The organism is Dickeya oryzae (genome assembly GCF_020406815.2).
GTDB lineage: Bacteria > Pseudomonadota > Gammaproteobacteria > Enterobacterales > Enterobacteriaceae > Dickeya > Dickeya oryzae.
In genome coordinates this window covers 1,027,611-1,043,993 of sequence record NZ_CP162670.1, presented here as the reverse complement: position 1 = coordinate 1,043,993, position 16,383 = coordinate 1,027,611, and the positions used below count along the sequence as shown (strand labels likewise).

The following is a 16,383-nucleotide window of genomic DNA, read 5'->3' as shown; positions in this document are numbered from 1 at the left end:
ACTTAGCGCGATCATTGCTTATCATGATCAATGCTTAGCGCAACGGTGCACATGCGCCGGTTAACGGCTTGTCGAGTGGGTAGTCGAGATCGCCGTGTTTACTGGTGGTCAGTCCCAGCCCAACCAGCGACTCCACCATTTTCACCGCCGCACCAACGCCATCGATCACCGGGATCCCCAACTCCTGCGTCAGCGCCTGTGCCAGATCGGCCATGCCGCCACAACCCAGCACTATCGCACCGGATCCATCCTGCCGTTTCGCTTGTATACACATTTCCCGCACTTTATGTTGTGCCAGACCTTGCCCGTCCTCCAGTGCCAGCACCGGCAAATCGATCGCGTGCAGCGCGGCGCAGTGGTGCTCGAAACCGTAACGCTGTAACAGATGACGGGCGATGATGAGCGTGCGCGGCAGCGTGGTGACAATGGAAAAACGCGTTGCCACCAGCGTTGCCAGATGCATCGCCGCCTCCGCTATTCCCACCACCGGCGCGCTTGCCAGCTCTCGTGCCGCCAGCAGACCGGGATCGCCGAAACAGGCGATGACATGACCGCTGACCCCTTGCTCACGCCCCAGCCGAACCTGCTCCAGCACACCCAGCGTCGCCACCGCTTCATCAAAATGCCCTTCAATTGATGGCACGCCCTGCGACGGGCACACCGCCAGAATCTCAGTACCGGCCGAGGCAACTCGCCGTGCCGCCTCACCGATGGTTTCCGTCATCGCCAGGCTGGTATTAGGGTTGATTACCTGAATCACGCATCGGCTCATTCGGCCTGCTCCTTGTTAGGGTGTTCGGACGCTTTGAAATGGCTAAACAGCCGTGAAAAATCCGGTGTGGTCACACTGTCGCCGCCAAAGCGCAGGCTGGCGACGATGTCGTCGAAATGCTGTTGCATGGCGGCAGTCAGCGCTTGCAGGTCACCCTTACGCAGCAGAGCCAGTAAATCCTGATGATCATGACAACGGCAGCCTTGCTGCCAGGGCGCACCATACGCGGCGATCACCAGCGACGATCGGAGCGTTAATTGCGACACCATGCCGGTCAGTACTGTGTTACCGGAAATCGCCTGCAACTGTATATGAAAAGCGGCCGACAGGCGGATCGCCTCCGGCCCATTACGATCCTGATGGGCTTTTTCTTCTGCCTCCATCAGTTTCTCCAGCGCCGCCAGGTGCGGTGGCTGGCAGTGAGCCAGCACGGCAGGCAGGTTAGCGCACTCCATCAGGCTACGGGTTTGAAAGATCTCACGCGCTTCTTCTACCGTCGGTGTCGCTACCTGTGCACCACGTTTGGGCAACAGTGTGATCATTTGCACCGTTGCCAGACGCTGTAACACCTTTCGGATCCCGGTCCGGCTCACCCCAAACGCGTCTGCCAACGCTTCTTCCGGCAGACGAGCCCCAGGCAATAATTGATGCTCAACAATCGCGTTTAGCAGCGCCTGATAGATAACGTCATCTTTTTGCTCGAAAAATGTCTCTTGTCCGAGACCATAAATATCGTTCATTGGCTTCTTCCGTCATCACGTCACCACCAGATCGTACACAAAAAATAAAATTATTGTATACAAAATTCACCGATCTGGCCCAAATCCTGCAACACCTCACAGGACAGGTTATTCACCTCTATTTTTCATCGTCATCAAAAAAGGAGCAGATTCCATGCCAGAAAATATGACGCCCGCCGGAAGCGCTCCGGCACACTACAGCCCGAGACTGTGCAACGAAGACCTGGCGCCGACACGCGAGCAGAACTGGTCCTGGTACAACATCTTTTCCTTCTGGATGTCGGATGTTCACAGTATGGGCGGCTACGTGGTAGCAGCCAGCTTCTTTACACTGGGCCTGGCCAGTTGGCAGGTGCTGCTGTGTTTGCTGGCCGGTATTTGCATCGTGCAGTTGTGTGCCAATTTAGTGGCTAAACCCAGCCAGCTCAGTGGCGTGCCCTATGCGGTGATTTGTCGTCAGTCCTTCGGGGTGTTCGGTGCCAACATTCCAGCGGTCATCCGTGGATTGATCGCCTTCGCCTGGTACGGCATCCAGACGTATCTGGCAGCCAATGCGTTGATGCTGGTGTTGCTGAAATTCGCCCCTTCTCTTACCTCGCTGACCACCAGTCACTGGCTGGGCTTGTCGACGCTGGGCTGGCTGTGCTTTGGCGTGATGTGGCTGTTGCAGGCCATGGTGTTCTGGCACGGCATGAGCGCCATCAAGCGCTTTATCGATGTCGCCGGTCCGGCGGTTTACGTGGTCATGCTGGCACTGGCCGGGTGGATTGTATACAAAACCGGACTGGAGAATATCTCTTTCACCCTGAGCAGCAAATCGCTTAGCGGCGGCGAGCAGATCTGGCAGATGATCACCGCGACCGCGTTGGTGGTGTCCTATTTCTCTGGCCCCTTGCTGAACTTTGGCGACTTTTCCCGCTACGCTAAAAGCATGCAGGAAATCCACCGTGGTAACCGCTGGGGGCTGCCGTTCAACTTCCTGCTGTTCTCCATCGTCACCGTGGTGATTGTCTCCGGCACCCAGTCCCTGTTCGGTCAAATGATTACTGACCCGATTGAAACCGTCAGCCGCGTCGGCAACAGTGTGGCGGTCGCGTTGGGCCTGCTGACTATGATTGTCGCGACCATCGGCATCAATATTGTCGCCAACTTCGTTTCCCCGGCGTTCGACTTCTCCAACTGTGCGCCGCAACGCATCAGTTTCCGCACCGGTGGGATGATTGCCGCCGTCGGCTCAGTGCTGCTGACGCCGTGGAACCTGTTCAATTCACCGGAACTGATCCACTACACACTCGACGTACTGGGGGCATTTATCGGCCCATTGTTCGGCATTCTGCTGGCTGACTTTTATCTGATCAAAGGCGGCAAGATCGATGTCGACGCGCTGTTCAACGATACCCCGAACGGCCGCTACTGGTACCGTAACGGTATTAACCCCAATGCGGTGCTGGCGCTGCTGCCATCGGTCGCGATCGGGCTGGTGATCAGTTTTGTGCCCGCCTGGCATGAGGTTGCCAATTTCAGTTGGTTCATCGGCGTTGGCTTAGGTGCAGGCAGCTACCGTTATCTGGCTCGCCGGGAAAAAGCCCGTACGCCAGCCGCGGCCAGCCTGTCAGGCTTAGTGCTGGGTAAAGAATAAGTCACCGCGCCGGATCGCAACGCGTCATCGCGATCCGGCGTTTTATCCTGCCGCTTGCCCCACTTTCGCCCTCGTCTTGCATTCGGTTGTGCCACGACGGTGCGTGTCATACAGACAGCCCCTCTTCCTTTAGCCATAAACCTCAAAGAAACAGACAGTTAAAAAACTGGCATAAGGTTTGAATGTTGTACGCCATCTTGTATACAAACTGGAATGCATTGATGACATCACACACCCCTTATATCGGCCTGACACTCCCCCAGTGGCAACATCACTACCAGCACGCTTCTGACGAGGTGACTGAAACGCTGCTGACTGTCTGGCGCTCACTGCGCGCCGAAGACCCGGCGTGGATTTATCTGCCAGACGAAGCCGGCGTCCGCGAACAAATCACCGACCTACTCAGCCGACCCGACGCGAAACACCTGCCGCTGTATGGCGTTCCGTTTGCGGTCAAAGACAATATCGATGTTGCAGGCTGGCCCACCAGCGCGGCCTGCACGGCGTTTACCTACACCGCGACACAAGACGCTACCGTGGTGGCACGCCTGAAAGCCGCCGGTGCTATCGTGGTTGGCAAAACCAACCTTGACCAGTTCGCTACCGGGTTGGTGGGCACCCGCTCACCGTTTGGCGCGGTGCCTAACAGCATCAAGCCTGAGTATGTCAGCGGTGGCTCCAGTTCCGGTTCCGCCTCGGTGGTCGCTCGCGGGCTGGTACCGTTCGCGCTGGGTACCGACACCGCAGGTTCCGGCCGCGTTCCCGCTGGTTTCAATAATATCGTCGGGCTGAAACCCACCAAAGGCTGGCAGTCAACGCGTGGGGTCGTCCCTGCCTGCCGCCTGAACGATTGTGTGTCAGTGTTTGCATTATCCGTACAGGATGCCTGGCTGGTCGCCACACTGGCGGGCGGTTATGACGAGGATGACGCGTATTCGCGCCACCACCCACGCACCACGCCAGCGAATGTCTCCGCCCGGTTACGACTGGCGGTACCGCATCCACTGGAGTTTTTTGGCGACAAGCACGCAGAGCACGCATTCCAGCAAGCACTATCCGGTTTGCAGGCGATGGGCGCGACGCTGGAGCCGGTGGACTTCACCCCGTTCACACAACTGGCACGCCAGCTCTATGAAGGGCCATGGGTGGCAGAACGTACCGTGGCCGTTGGCGCGTTACTGCATGAGCAGCCAGAAGCCATGGATCCAGTGGTACGCGGTATTATCGCTAAAGGTTCCGACTACAGTGCGGGTGAGGTGTTTGCCGCAGAATACCTGCGTGCGGAACTGGCCCGACACATTGCGGCCACGCTGAACGGGTTTGATGCACTGGTGGTCCCCACCACGCCCACCATTCGCACGCAAGAAGAGATGAAACAGCAACCCGTGCTCTACAACTCACAATTCGGTTTCTACACCAACTTCACCAATCTGGCGGATTTGTGTGGGCTGGCATTACCGGCACCGTTTCGTGAAGACGGCCTGCCCGCTGGTATTACGCTGATTGCACCGGCCTGGCATGACACGGCGTTGGCGGCGTTTGGTCAACGCTGGCAATCTGCCACGGCGCTGCCGTTGGGTGCCACCGGTCACCCTCTGCCGCCAATGTCTGCACCACAGGTGTCGTCGCCCCACCATGTACGGCTGGCTGTAGTGGGCGCTCACTTAACAGGGATGCCGCTTAATTTTCAATTGACTACCCGCGATGCCGTCAAAGTGGAAGAGACCGTCACCAGCGCCGACTACCGTCTGTACGCACTGGCAAATACCCATCCCCCCAAACCGGGGCTGGTCAACACCGGGCAAGGGCAACCCATTGCGGTAGAACTGTGGGATATTCCGCTGGCGCGTTTCGGTGAATTCGTTGCCGAGATCCCGCCGCCGCTCGGCATCGGCACGCTGACACTGGCAGACGGACGCCAGGTCAAGGGGTTCATCTGTGAACCCGCGGCGCTGGACGGTGCCGAGGACATTACCGCATTCGGCGGCTGGCGTGCCTTTATCGCTCAGCGTTCATCGAACTGACTCTGGGAGGAAACCCCATGCAATTCGCCGCGCCTGACACACCGACAACGCGTCGCCAAAGTAAGCCATTGGTATTGGCAGAGCAGGTTTATTTACAGCTGAAACAGGATATCTTCGATTTCCGGTTACTGCCGGGAGATCGCTTTACGGAACACGAATTGGTTGAACGCCTGTCAGTCAGCCGTACACCGATCCGTCAGGCACTGTTTCGGCTGGAAACCGAAGGGTTTGTGCGTGTTTACTACCGCAGTGGCTGGCAGGTTAAGCCGTTCGACTTCGCGTACTTCGAAGAGTTATATGACCTGCGCATCGTACTGGAGCGCGAAGCAGTACAACGGTTGTGCGCGCTGCCGTCAGAGGCGTGTACCACGCTGCTTCAGCCTCTGCGCCAGTACTGGATAGACGAACCGCAACAGGAAGACGGCAAGCAGGTTTCACAGCAGGATGAAGCCTTTCACCTGGCATTGGTCGCTGCCGTCGGCAACCGTGAAATGGCGCGCGTCCACCGCGATGTTACGGAGAAAATCCGCATTATCCGTCGGCTGGATTTCACCCGTCAGGACCGTATTCAGGCAACGTATCAGGAGCATAGCGCCATCCTGCAAGCTATCTTCATTCAGGATACAGAGCAGGCCTGTCAGCGCCTTACGCAGCATATTGCTGATAGCAAAGCGGAGGTGCGCAACATTACGTTGCATCTGCTACAACAGGCCAGAGATCAGACGGTGATTTGATACCTCTTTTGATATCTATATAGAGAGTGTCTACTGCCGGGTAATGCCCGGCAGTAGACGCTATTTGATGAGTACGATTGCATTGATAATTCCCCCACCACCCATGACTTATTTCTTTCATAAATAATCAGAATCGTCCGATTATTTCCCTCATCTATTCCGCTTCGCCATTTACTATTATTCCGCATTAATGGCAATCAAAGTCCTGATAGCTTCCCCGCCTGAATCCCTCTACTATCAGCGGGTAACCGGCTACAGACACAATCTATTCACTGCAATTATCACCACTCACATAAATATGAAAACATGATTAAATCAACACATTTCATCGCCTTAAAAACCTCACAGAAACCATTGTTATAAACATAAAACCCCACCTTACAAAAACACCAGTAAAAACAAACAATAAATATAATCAAGACATTGAATTTAACGATAATTAAATCACCAAAAAGACAGTTATGCGAAACAATAAAACCTAAAAAATCAGTAAGACATTAACAATAAAATAGCGAAATCATGAACCATGGCATCACACACTGTATAACCAAAGGGTTGTCATACCATTCATTTCTGGTTAGGGTATAAAAAAGGTTCGTTCACCATGAGGCAGAAATAAGAAAATCAAACCATACAGGAAACCCTTAATTACATGGCAATTAAAATTGAAATAAGACATCTGTATAAAATATTTGGCGAGCATCCCAGCCGGGCATTCAAACTGCTGGATCAAGGGATGAACAAAGACCAGATATTTGAGAAAACCGGTCTGACGGTTGGCGTAAAAGACGCCAGTCTGGCCATTGAAGAAGGCGAGATTTTTGTGATCATGGGATTATCCGGTTCCGGTAAATCCACTCTGGTACGCCTTCTCAATCGCCTGATTGAACCCACTCGTGGCCAGGTGCTGATCGATGGCGAGGATATTTCCTGCCTGCCGGACAGCGCATTGCGTGCGGTACGTCGCAAGAAACTCAGCATGGTGTTTCAGTCTTTCGCACTGATGCCACATCTGAATATTCTCGACAACACCGCATTCGGCCTGGATCTCGCCGGGGTTCCGCGTGAGGAGCGCGAGCAAAAAGCGCACAACGCCCTGCAACAGGTTGGTCTGGAGGCTTACGCCAATGCCTATCCGGACGAACTCTCCGGCGGGATGCGTCAGCGTGTCGGCCTGGCCCGAGCGTTGGCAAATGATCCCGATATCCTGCTGATGGACGAAGCGTTTTCCGCTCTCGACCCGTTGATCCGTACCGAGATGCAAGATGAGCTGATTAAGCTACAGGCCCGTCAGCAACGTACTATCGTGTTCATCTCACACGATTTGGATGAGGCGATGCGCATCGGCGATCGCATCGCCATCATGCACAGCGGCGAAGTGATCCAGGTTGGCACCCCGGATGAAATTCTCAATAACCCGGCGAATGACTATGTACGCACCTTCTTTCGAGGCGTGGATATCAGTCAGGTATTCAGCGCCAAAGACATCGCCCGTCGTCGTCCGGTGACGATCATCCGTAAGACGCCGGGCGTCGGCCCGCGATCAGCGTTGAAGATCCTGCAAGAGGAGGATCGTGAGTATGGCTATGTGCTGGAGCGGGGCCGCCAATTTATCGGCGTAGTCTCCATTGATTCACTCAAACAGGCACTGCGTGAGCAGTTGTCACTGGAGCAGGCCTTGCTGTCGGCGCCAGTACCGGTTCCGGCGGATATGCCACTTAACGAGCTGATATCTCAGGTGGCACAAGCCCCCTGCGCCGTACCGGTTGTCGGTGAACACCATGAATACCTCGGCATTATCTCTAAAGGGATGTTGCTGCAGGCACTGGATAAGGAGAACACGCTCAATGGCTGATACCACACTCGATTCACTGGAAGAACCCCAAAAACCCGATACGGTGGCCAATACGTCCACACCACATACATCGAGCCACCCGGCCTCTACCGACCCTTGGGCGGCGGCATCCTCGCCAGCAGACGCTTCATCAGCGGGTAACTCCCCTGCACCGGACACCAGCGCCGATCCCTGGAATACGGCACCGCCGCCTGCTGCCAGTGATGTACATCAGAATGCCAGCGACTGGCTGAACACCCCAGCACCGGCGCAGGAACACATTAACCTGATGGACCCGTTCCAGCATACCTGGATCCCGCTCGATCGCTGGGTGACAGAAGGTATCAACTGGCTGGTACTGCATTTTCGCCCGCTGTTTCAGGGGATTCGGGTACCGGTGGATGTGATCCTGACCGGTTTCCAGCAACTGCTGATCAGTGTGCCCGCGCCCATCGCTATTCTGGTGTTCTCACTGCTGGCCTGGCAGATCGCCAGCTTCGGCATGGGGGTAGCGACACTGCTGTCGCTCATCGCCATCGGCGCTATTGGAGCCTGGTCGCAGGCGATGGTGACGCTGGCACTGGTACTGACCGCCTTGTTCTTCTGCGTCATCATCGGGTTACCACTGGGTATCTGGCTGGCGCACAGCGACAGGGCAGCCCGTGTTGTGCGCCCCCTGCTGGATGCGATGCAGACCACACCCGCGTTCGTTTATCTGGTACCGATAGTGATGCTGTTTGGCATTGGTAATGTGCCGGGCGTTGTGGTCACCATTATTTTCGCCCTGCCACCGATTGTCCGTCTGACCCTGCTCGGTATCCGTCAGGTACCGGCTGATTTGGTCGAGGCGGCGCAATCCTTCGGCGCCAGCCCGCGCCAAATGCTATTTAAGGTCCAGTTGCCGCTGGCGATGCCCACCATCATGGCGGGTATCAACCAGACACTGATGCTGGCGCTCTCCATGGTGGTGATCGCATCGATGATCGCCGTCGGTGGGCTCGGACAAATGGTACTGCGCGGTATTGGCCGTCTCGACATGGGGCTGGCGTCCATCGGCGGGGTCGGCATCGTGATACTGGCTATCATACTGGACCGGCTGACCCAGTCACTGGGGCAGGATGCCCGCAGTCGCGGCAACCACCACTGGTCCCACCGTGGGCCGCTGGGGCTATTGCTTCGCCCCTTCATCGCCCCTCGGGCCTGACTCCACTCGGACGATAGCGCCTGACATTGCGGCTGGCATCGGCCCGCCGCACACACGGCTATCAGCGCCCGCGCGCACCAGACCATGTATTGAATGACAACATGAGGACTATCCACATGAAGACTATCCACATGAGGACCATCCGTATGCGTACACGTCGCTTCGTCACCGGTATGGCAACGCTTGCCGTGACGACGGTACTCAGTACCAGCCTGTTTGCCGCCGATAACCTTCCCGGCAAAGGCATCACCGTTAAACCGGTGCAAAGCACACTCTCTGAAGAGACCTTCCAGACACTGTTAGTCAGTAAAGCACTGGAAAAACTGGGCTATACCGTCGATAAACCCAGTGAAGTCGATTACAACGTCGGTTACACCTCAATCGCCAACGGCGACGCCACCTTTACCGCCGTCAACTGGCAACCGCTGCACGACGACATGTATCAAGCCGCCGGAGGTGACACCGCCTTCTACCGTCAGGGAACCTATGTTTCAGGTGCTGCGCAAGGGTATCTGATCGATAAAAAAACCGCCGACCAGTACCACATTACCCGTATTGATCAGCTAAAAGATCCGAAACTGGCCAAACTGTTCGACACCAATGGCGACGGCAAAGCGGACCTGACTGGCTGTAACCCCGGTTGGGGCTGCGAAAGCGTGATTAATCACCAGATTCAGGCCTATGGACTGAGTGGAACCGTTAGCCACAATCAGGGCAACTACGCGGCGCTGATCGCTGACACCATCGCCCGCTACAAACAGGGGAAACCGATTCTGTATTTTACCTGGACCCCGTACTGGGTGAGCGACGTACTGGTGCCAGGGCGCGACGTTGTCTGGTTGCAGGTCCCGTTCTCATCGTTGCCGGGCAAACAAAAAGATACCGATACCAAACTGCCTAACGGCGCGAATTATGGCTTCCCCGTCAATAATATGCGCATTGTCGCCAATAAGTCGTGGGCGCAGAAAAACCCGGCAGCGGCAAAACTGTTCGCCATCATGACGTTACCACTGGCCGACATTAACGCCCAAAACCTGCGGATGCATCAGGGTGAAGCCTCTCAGGAAGATATCGAGCGCCACGTCAACGGCTGGATTAAAGCGCATCAGGCACAGTTTGACGGTTGGATTAATTCGGCCCGCGCTGCCGCGCAGTAAGTCACCCCGTTTAGCGCCCAGAGGATTTAGTGCCCAGAGGATACCCGCACCGGTATCCTCTGTTCTTTCACCACCACATCCAAATATGCGCCACTTTCCTCACTCGCCATCCTGCCACCTTTCGTTTCCCCGGTAGCCAAACATCATCGAACCTTTCAAGAAAGGCTGATAAAACACCTTATTATTCTCAGGGAAATTTATAAGACAAATTGCTGGATTCTCAGGTGTGACTGTTCAATACTGAACCATCACTTAATGCAACATCAAGTTAACACGCCTCATGTCTGTATCTTCTACCAAGCCCGTCGGCCTGAGTCCGGCAATGACGTTATTAATGTCCGCCGCCACCGGCCTGGCGGTCGCCAGCAACTATTATGCCCAACCTTTGCTGGACGCTATCGCCCATGCATTTCGTTTATCGGTCAATCAGGCCGGTTTTATTGTGACCGCCGCCCAGTTGGGCTATGCCTGCGGCCTGATGTTTCTGGTGCCGTTGGGCGACCGGTTCGAACGCCGCAGCTTAATTGTCATCATGACACTGCTGGCCGCAGGCGGCATGCTGATCACAGCGTCTGCACCCTCGCTATGGCTGATGGTGGCAGGTACCGCTATTACCGGACTGTTTTCGGTGGTCGCACAAATTCTGGTGCCGCTGGCAGCAACACTGGCCTCACCGGAAAACCGGGGGAAGGTCGTTGGGACTATCATGAGCGGCCTGTTGCTGGGGATCCTGCTGGCAAGAACACTGGCAGGCGCACTGGCTTCACTGGGAGACTGGCGTACAGTGTATTGGGTCGCCAGCGCGTTAATGACCGGGATGGCGCTACTGATGTGGCGGTTACTGCCACAGTATCACTCCTCCACCGATCTGAATTACCTGCAACTGCTGGCATCCATCTTCCAGCTCTTCCGTCGCTCTCGTGTACTACGTACCCGAGCGATACTGGGTGCGATTTCATTTTCCAACTTCAGCATCATGTGGACGTCCATGGCGTTTCTGCTGGCCGCCAGCCCTTATCACTATAGCGAAGGCGTTATCGGCCTTTTTGGTCTGGCAGGTGCCGCGGGTGCACTGTCCGCCAGTCGGGCAGGCCGACTGGTTGATAAAGGCAAAGCCAAGCTCACCACCACCGTCGGCTGGTTGATGCTGGTGCTGTCATGGTTGCCGATTGCCGCAGGCGTCACCGCCGTAGTGCCATTGCTCATCGGCATCGTGGTGCTGGATATGGCGGCTCAGGGCACCCATGTCACCAATCAGAGTGTGATTTACCGTATACACCCAGAAGCACGTAACCGTCTCACCGCCGGGTACATGACCAGCTATTTTATCGGCGGCGCACTCGGTTCGCTGATCTCTGCCTACGCTTACCAGCATTTCGGCTGGTTGGGTGTATCGAGCGCCGGAGGGCTACTGAGCTTGCTAGGATTACTGGTGTGGTGGCGCAGCCATCATCACGAATCATCGTTACCCGAAGCAGGCTAGATACCGCTCAGCCAGAACCATTGCTGGCGCTGCTTTACGTCAATGATGTTATTTTTCAATGAGTCTATGCTTTCAACACGTGGATAACCTCAATACTGTGAATACCGTGACTGATGAGCGCACGCCTGAACACACCGCCACCGAGGCCTCGTTTGTCAGAGGCCTGTTCGACAGCCTGCCGATTGTCATCGGCTACGTGCCGGTCGCATTTGCGTTTGGTCTGAACGCGGTCAAACTGGGTTTCACGCCGCTGGAAGCCATTTTTCTTTCCTGCGTTATCTACGCTGGCGCCAGCCAGTTTGTCATCACAGCGCTACTGAGTGCAGGGGCATCTATCTGGGTGGCAGCACTGACTGTCATGGCGATGGACGTGCGCCATGTCTTATACGGCCCGTCATTACGTCACCGCATCCGGCAACGGCTCCCCACCGGCAAGACCGTCTGGTGGGCCTTTGGACTCACCGACGAAGTGTTTGCCGCCGCCACAGTGCGGTTGTCACGGGATAACCGGCGCTGGAGTGAGTCATGGATGCTGGGCGTGGCGATAAGCGCCTGGTTGTCGTGGGTCACCGGGACAATACTCGGTGCCCTCTTCGGCAACGGCCCGCTAAACGAATACCCTGCGGTTGAGGCAGCGTTATCCTTCATGCTACCGGCCCTGTTTTTGAGCTTCCTGCTTGCGTCGTTCAAGCGTCGTCAGAGCCTGGTGGTCGCCACCGCGCTAGGCGGTGCCAGCCTGGGGTTACTGGTATCGTCTATTCCTGCCGCCATTCTGGTCGGTATTGTCGGCGGATGCCTGGCATCACTGTACCAACCCGCACGATTAAAAGAAGAGACGCCATGAATACATCAGTATTATTGATTGGTCTGCTGGTGGGAACCGTTAATTTCCTATTCCGGTACCTGCCGTTACGACTGGGAGCTGGCCGGGCTCCAGGTCATTTACGGCGGGGCAAAACCGCCCTGTTGCTCGACAGTATCGGTATTGCCTCCATTTGCGCGCTGCTGGTGGTTTCTACCCTGCCGGACATCATGCAGTACCCGGAAAGACAGTTACCGACACTGGTGGGGTTTGCCCTGCTAACACTTTGTTTTTACAAAACCCGCAGTATCGTGCTGTCGACACTGCTGGGTGCGCTATGCTATGGCGTCGTATTTAAATGGGTTCAGACAATAGCCTGAGTATCACCGGCTCATATCGTGCCCTTTATCAGCAAAAATCAGGCGGCGGCAGACCGCCTCACCTGCACACCGTTCGAGCAGTGATAAAATAAGCACTAATCGACAAGTTTCTCGCATTTACCTAATTAGTAACATTAGTTACTATGCAGGTCGTGATTAATGAGGTTTACATCTATGGAAAGTTCGTTTGCTCCAATCGAAGACATGCTGCGTATGCGGGCATCACGCCGCCCGGATTTCCCTTACCGGGAGGTCTTGCTGCTGCGTTTATTTATGCATATGCAAACTAAAATACTGGAACACCGCAATCACATGCTGAAAGAGCAGGACATCAACGAGACCCTGTTCATGGCGCTGATTACGCTGGAATCACAGGAAAACTACTGTATCCAGCCTTCTGAGTTGAGTGCTGCGCTAGGATCTTCGCGCACCAACGCCACCCGCATCGCGGATGAACTGGAAAAACGTGGCTGGATCGAGCGCCGCGAAAGCGACAGTGATCGCCGGTGTCTGTACCTGTACATGACCGAGAAAGGCAAAACCTTTCTGGACGAATTGCTGCCGCCTCAGCACCGCAACCTGCATACGCTCTGCTCTGCCCTTGAAGACAGTGAGAGAGATCAGTTGGAAGTGCTGATGCGTAAGTTGTTACTGCGTCTTGACGAAATGGAGCAGGACGGTTTCTAACCTCCGTCGCTATTCCTGACAGAGACCATCATCTTCGTTGCTATGCAAACCCCAGGGTTTGCAGATGGTGTCGTACGTTTCAAAAAAATCGCCATCGCAATAATACCGCCATGAACGGCAATCAAAGGCCATGAAAGGCCGAAAAAAAGAAATTTAACTAGGAGAGAATTATGAGTGCCAACGTGGAAAAGCAGAGTCCACCTACAGTGCCATCAGAGCCCGGAAAGACGCGTAAAGGAATTCTCACCCTGCTGATGATCCTGTTTTTCTTTATTGGTTGTGTGTGGTTCGCTTATTGGTATCTGGTATTACGGCACCATCAGGAAACCGATGACGCCTATGTCGCCGGCAACCAGGTTCAAATTATGTCGCAGGTCAACGGCAGCGTCACTCGAGTCAACGTCGACAACACTGACTTCGTTAAAAAAGGTGATGTGCTGATTGAACTTGACCCAACCGATTCCGAGCAAGCCTTTGAGCGTGCTCAGACTACGCTGGCGAACAGCGTGCGTCAGGTTCATCAGCAGATGATCAACGTTCGTCAGTATAAAGCCAATATCGAGTTGCAACAGATTACGCTGGATCAAGCCATCAGTGACTTGAACCGCCGTGAAGTGCTGGGGCGGGCGAATGCTATCGGACGGGAAGATTTGCAACATGCCCGCGATCAGGTCGCCAGCGCCAAAGCCTCGCTGGAAGCCACTAAACAGCAATATGCCGCCGCCCAGGCGCTGGTACTTAACACGTCGTTGGAGCAGCAACCGGCTATCGCACAAGCTGCGACCGACTTGCGTAACGCCTGGCTGGCGCTGAAACGCACACATATCGTCAGTCCTGTTGATGGCTACGTGTCTCGTCGCAGCGTGCAGTTGGGTGCCCGCATTACCCCGTCATCGGCCCTGATGGCAGTCGTACCGGCAGCACCACTGTGGGTTGACGCTAACTTTAAGGAAACCCAGTTAGCCAATATGCGCATCGGCCAGCCTGCAACCGTCACCAGTGACCTTTACGGTGATAGCGTGGTGTACAAAGGCAAGGTGGTCGGTCTGGATATGGGAACCGGTAGTGCGTTCTCGCTGCTGCCTGCCCAGAATGCCACCGGTAACTGGATCAAGGTCGTACAGCGTTTGCCGGTCCGGATCGAGTTAGACCCGAAACAGCTGGCTGATAACCCGCTACGCATTGGTTTGTCGACGTTGGTGAGTGTGGATACCGCGAATACCGATGGTAGAGTGCTTTCCGACGCGAGCCGTACAACACCGGCCTACCAGAGTGACGCACTGGATCTCGACCTGACGCCAGTAAACCAGATGATCGATCAGATCATCAGCGCTAACGCGAGCTAACCTCAGAAGGAGAGCAGCGTGACAAGAAAACCGCTTGAGGGCATGACGCTGGCTCTGATGACGTTCGCCCTGTCGCTGGCAACGTTCATGCAGGTGCTGGATTCAACCATTGCCAACGTCGCTATCCCGACTATCGCCGGGAATTTGGGGGCGTCTAACTCACAGGGTACCTGGGTCATCACGTCTTTCGGGGTCGCCAACGCCATTTCCATTCCGATCACCGGTTGGCTGGCAAAACGATTCGGCGAGGTGCGCTTGTTCGTCTGGGCCACCGCCCTGTTTACCTTAGCCTCCTGGCTGTGTGGCATATCCACCAGCCTCGAAATGTTGATCGTCTGTCGTATGCTTCAGGGGCTGGTCGCAGGTCCAATTATTCCATTGTCCCAAAGCCTGTTGCTGAACAACTACCCGCAGGCCAAACGGGGTATCGCACTGGCCATGTGGTCAATGACAGTGGTTGTTGCTCCGATCTTCGGCCCGATCCTTGGCGGCTGGATCAGTGATAACTACCACTGGGGGTGGATCTTCTTTATCAACGTACCGCTGGGTATTATCGTCGTGTTGATTACCCTGCAGATTTTGCGCGGGCGAGAGACCCAAACCGAGATCCGCCCGATTGATACGGTCGGGTTGGTTTTACTGGCAGCCGGTATCGGCAGCCTGCAGATGATGCTGGACCGCGGAAAAGAACTGGACTGGTTTAACTCGACAGAAATCGTGACGCTGACGGTCGTTGCCGTCGTATCGCTAACGATACTGGTCGTGTGGGAGCTTACCGACGAGCATCCGGTGGTTGACCTGTCGTTGTTTAAAATGCGGAACTTCACTCTCGGGTGCCTGTGTACCAGTCTGGCATTCATGCTCTATTTCGGTGCCATTGTACTGTTACCGCAGTTATTACAAGAGGTGTTTGGCTATACCGCCACCTGGGCCGGTCTTGCTTCCGCCCCCGTGGGGCTGATGCCAGTCATCCTTTCGCCGATCATCGGCAAATTCATGCATAAGCTGGATATGCGTCGTCTGGTGACGTTCAGCTTCATCATGTATGCGATCTGTTTCTACTGGCGAGCTTACACTTTCGAACCCGCCATGGATTTCGGTGCTTCCGCCTGGCCGCAGTTCGTACAAGGATTTGCCGTCGCCTGCTTCTTTATGCCGTTAACCACCATCACGCTCTCCGGCCTGCCGCCGGAACGTATGGCGGCGGCATCCAGCCTGTCGAACTTCGCCCGTACACTGGCGGGTTCTATCGGCACGTCGATCACCACCACATTGTGGGAACGTCGGGAAGCATTGCATCACGCACAGTTGACGGAAGCGATCAACCCCTACAATCCGCTGGCACAGCAAACCTACCAACAGCTGGAAGCGATGGGGATGAGCCAACAGCAGGTGTCCAGCTATCTGGCCCAGCAAATTACCGCACAGGGACTGATTATTAGCGCCAACGAAATCTTCTGGCTGTCGGCGGGAGTGTTTGTCGCGCTAATCGTGCTGGTCTGGTTTACCAAACCTCCATTTGGCAGCCACTCGGCAGGTGGCGCGCACTGATCGCATGCCACACGACACTGAATCAAAAAC

Annotated in this window: 14 protein-coding genes; 12 read left to right on the top strand and 2 right to left on the bottom strand. The window is 55.4% G+C overall.

Translation table 11 applies throughout. The features are described from left to right. Nucleotides 1–34 precede the first annotated feature (34 nt). Both hpxA and LF929_RS04390 read right to left on the bottom strand, forming a co-directional pair. Nucleotides 35–772 (bottom strand): allantoin racemase, encoded by a 738-nt coding sequence (gene hpxA, locus LF929_RS04395; protein WP_023640595.1) that lies wholly within the window; start codon nucleotides 770–772, stop codon nucleotides 35–37. Next, nucleotides 769–1,512: a GntR family transcriptional regulator gene (locus tag LF929_RS04390; protein WP_038905412.1), complete on the bottom strand. Its 744-nt coding sequence runs from the start codon at nucleotides 1,510–1,512 to the stop codon at nucleotides 769–771. The genes hpxA and LF929_RS04390 overlap by 4 nt, the downstream gene beginning before the upstream one ends. 154 nt (nucleotides 1,513–1,666) lie before the next feature. Between LF929_RS04390 and LF929_RS04385 the strand changes: the two genes are divergently transcribed. The 12 genes from LF929_RS04385 (at nucleotide 1,667) to emrB (ending at nucleotide 16,353) form a co-directional block, all read left to right on the top strand. Further along, nucleotides 1,667–3,151 (top strand): NCS1 family nucleobase:cation symporter-1, encoded by a 1,485-nt coding sequence (locus LF929_RS04385; protein ID WP_102802243.1) that lies wholly within the window; start codon nucleotides 1,667–1,669, stop codon nucleotides 3,149–3,151. 182 nt (nucleotides 3,152–3,333) lie between these two features. After that, the gene (gene atzF, locus LF929_RS04380) at nucleotides 3,334–5,175 is read left to right on the top strand and encodes an allophanate hydrolase (protein WP_226093605.1); all 1,842 of its coding nucleotides are present in this window, start codon (nucleotides 3,334–3,336) and stop codon (nucleotides 5,173–5,175) included. A 17-nt stretch (nucleotides 5,176–5,192) separates the two neighbouring features. Further along, nucleotides 5,193–5,909: a GntR family transcriptional regulator gene (locus tag LF929_RS04375; RefSeq protein WP_210175492.1), complete on the top strand. Its 717-nt coding sequence runs from the start codon at nucleotides 5,193–5,195 to the stop codon at nucleotides 5,907–5,909. Nucleotides 5,910–6,561: 652 nt separating this feature from the next. Beyond that, nucleotides 6,562–7,764 carry a glycine betaine/L-proline ABC transporter ATP-binding protein ProV gene (gene proV, locus LF929_RS04370; protein ID WP_226093606.1) on the top strand — a complete coding sequence of 401 codons (1,203 nt, stop codon included), beginning with the start codon at nucleotides 6,562–6,564 and terminating at the stop codon, nucleotides 7,762–7,764. Next, complete coding sequence (gene proW, locus LF929_RS04365; RefSeq protein ID WP_038908866.1) at nucleotides 7,757–8,947, top strand: glycine betaine/L-proline ABC transporter permease ProW; 1,191 nt, start codon at nucleotides 7,757–7,759, stop codon at nucleotides 8,945–8,947. Before proV ends, proW begins: the two co-directional genes overlap by 8 nt. A 146-nt stretch (nucleotides 8,948–9,093) precedes the next feature. Beyond that, on the top strand, nucleotides 9,094–10,104 hold the full coding sequence (proX, locus tag LF929_RS04360; RefSeq protein ID WP_210175494.1) for a glycine betaine/L-proline ABC transporter substrate-binding protein ProX: 1,011 nt from the start codon (nucleotides 9,094–9,096) through the stop codon (nucleotides 10,102–10,104). A 280-nt stretch (nucleotides 10,105–10,384) separates the two neighbouring features. Beyond that, nucleotides 10,385–11,587, top strand: a complete 1,203-nt coding sequence (locus LF929_RS04355; RefSeq protein ID WP_226093607.1) for an MFS transporter — start codon at nucleotides 10,385–10,387, stop codon at nucleotides 11,585–11,587. Nucleotides 11,588–11,645: 58 nt separating this feature from the next. Further along, the gene (locus LF929_RS04350; RefSeq protein WP_226093608.1) at nucleotides 11,646–12,431 is read left to right on the top strand and encodes an AzlC family ABC transporter permease; all 786 of its coding nucleotides are present in this window, start codon (nucleotides 11,646–11,648) and stop codon (nucleotides 12,429–12,431) included. Continuing rightward, a complete protein-coding gene (gene ygaH / locus LF929_RS04345; protein WP_038905425.1) occupies nucleotides 12,428–12,769 on the top strand; it encodes an L-valine transporter subunit YgaH in 342 nt (113 codons plus the stop codon). Before LF929_RS04350 ends, ygaH begins: the two co-directional genes overlap by 4 nt. Before the next feature lie 174 nt (nucleotides 12,770–12,943). Next, complete coding sequence (gene mprA, locus LF929_RS04340; RefSeq protein WP_038905426.1) at nucleotides 12,944–13,456, top strand: transcriptional repressor MprA; 513 nt, start codon at nucleotides 12,944–12,946, stop codon at nucleotides 13,454–13,456. A gap of 170 nt (nucleotides 13,457–13,626) precedes the next feature. Next, on the top strand, nucleotides 13,627–14,802 hold the full coding sequence (emrA, locus tag LF929_RS04335; protein ID WP_038905428.1) for a multidrug efflux MFS transporter periplasmic adaptor subunit EmrA: 1,176 nt from the start codon (nucleotides 13,627–13,629) through the stop codon (nucleotides 14,800–14,802). Between the two features lie 18 nt (nucleotides 14,803–14,820). Further along, nucleotides 14,821–16,353, top strand: coding sequence for a multidrug efflux MFS transporter permease subunit EmrB (emrB, locus tag LF929_RS04330; protein WP_038905429.1), 1,533 nt, complete (start codon nucleotides 14,821–14,823; stop codon nucleotides 16,351–16,353). Nucleotides 16,354–16,383: the final 30 nt, after the last annotated feature.

Coding starts and splice junctions, on each gene's coding strand:
- atzF (WP_226093605.1), top strand. CDS start 3,334: ATGTTGTACGCCATCTTGTATACAAACTGGAATGCATTGATGACATCA.
- ygaH (WP_038905425.1), top strand. CDS start 12,428: ATGAATACATCAGTATTATTGATTGGTCTGCTGGTGGGAACCGTTAAT.
- emrA (WP_038905428.1), top strand. CDS start 13,627: ATGAGTGCCAACGTGGAAAAGCAGAGTCCACCTACAGTGCCATCAGAG.
- hpxA (WP_023640595.1), bottom strand. CDS start 772: ATGAGCCGATGCGTGATTCAGGTAATCAACCCTAATACCAGCCTGGCG.
- LF929_RS04375 (WP_210175492.1), top strand. CDS start 5,193: ATGCAATTCGCCGCGCCTGACACACCGACAACGCGTCGCCAAAGTAAG.
- mprA (WP_038905426.1), top strand. CDS start 12,944: ATGGAAAGTTCGTTTGCTCCAATCGAAGACATGCTGCGTATGCGGGCA.
- LF929_RS04385 (WP_102802243.1), top strand. CDS start 1,667: ATGCCAGAAAATATGACGCCCGCCGGAAGCGCTCCGGCACACTACAGC.
- LF929_RS04390 (WP_038905412.1), bottom strand. CDS start 1,512: ATGAACGATATTTATGGTCTCGGACAAGAGACATTTTTCGAGCAAAAA.
- proV (WP_226093606.1), top strand. CDS start 6,562: ATGGCAATTAAAATTGAAATAAGACATCTGTATAAAATATTTGGCGAG.
- proX (WP_210175494.1), top strand. CDS start 9,094: ATGCGTACACGTCGCTTCGTCACCGGTATGGCAACGCTTGCCGTGACG.
- LF929_RS04355 (WP_226093607.1), top strand. CDS start 10,385: ATGTCTGTATCTTCTACCAAGCCCGTCGGCCTGAGTCCGGCAATGACG.
- LF929_RS04350 (WP_226093608.1), top strand. CDS start 11,646: ATGAGTCTATGCTTTCAACACGTGGATAACCTCAATACTGTGAATACC.
- proW (WP_038908866.1), top strand. CDS start 7,757: ATGGCTGATACCACACTCGATTCACTGGAAGAACCCCAAAAACCCGAT.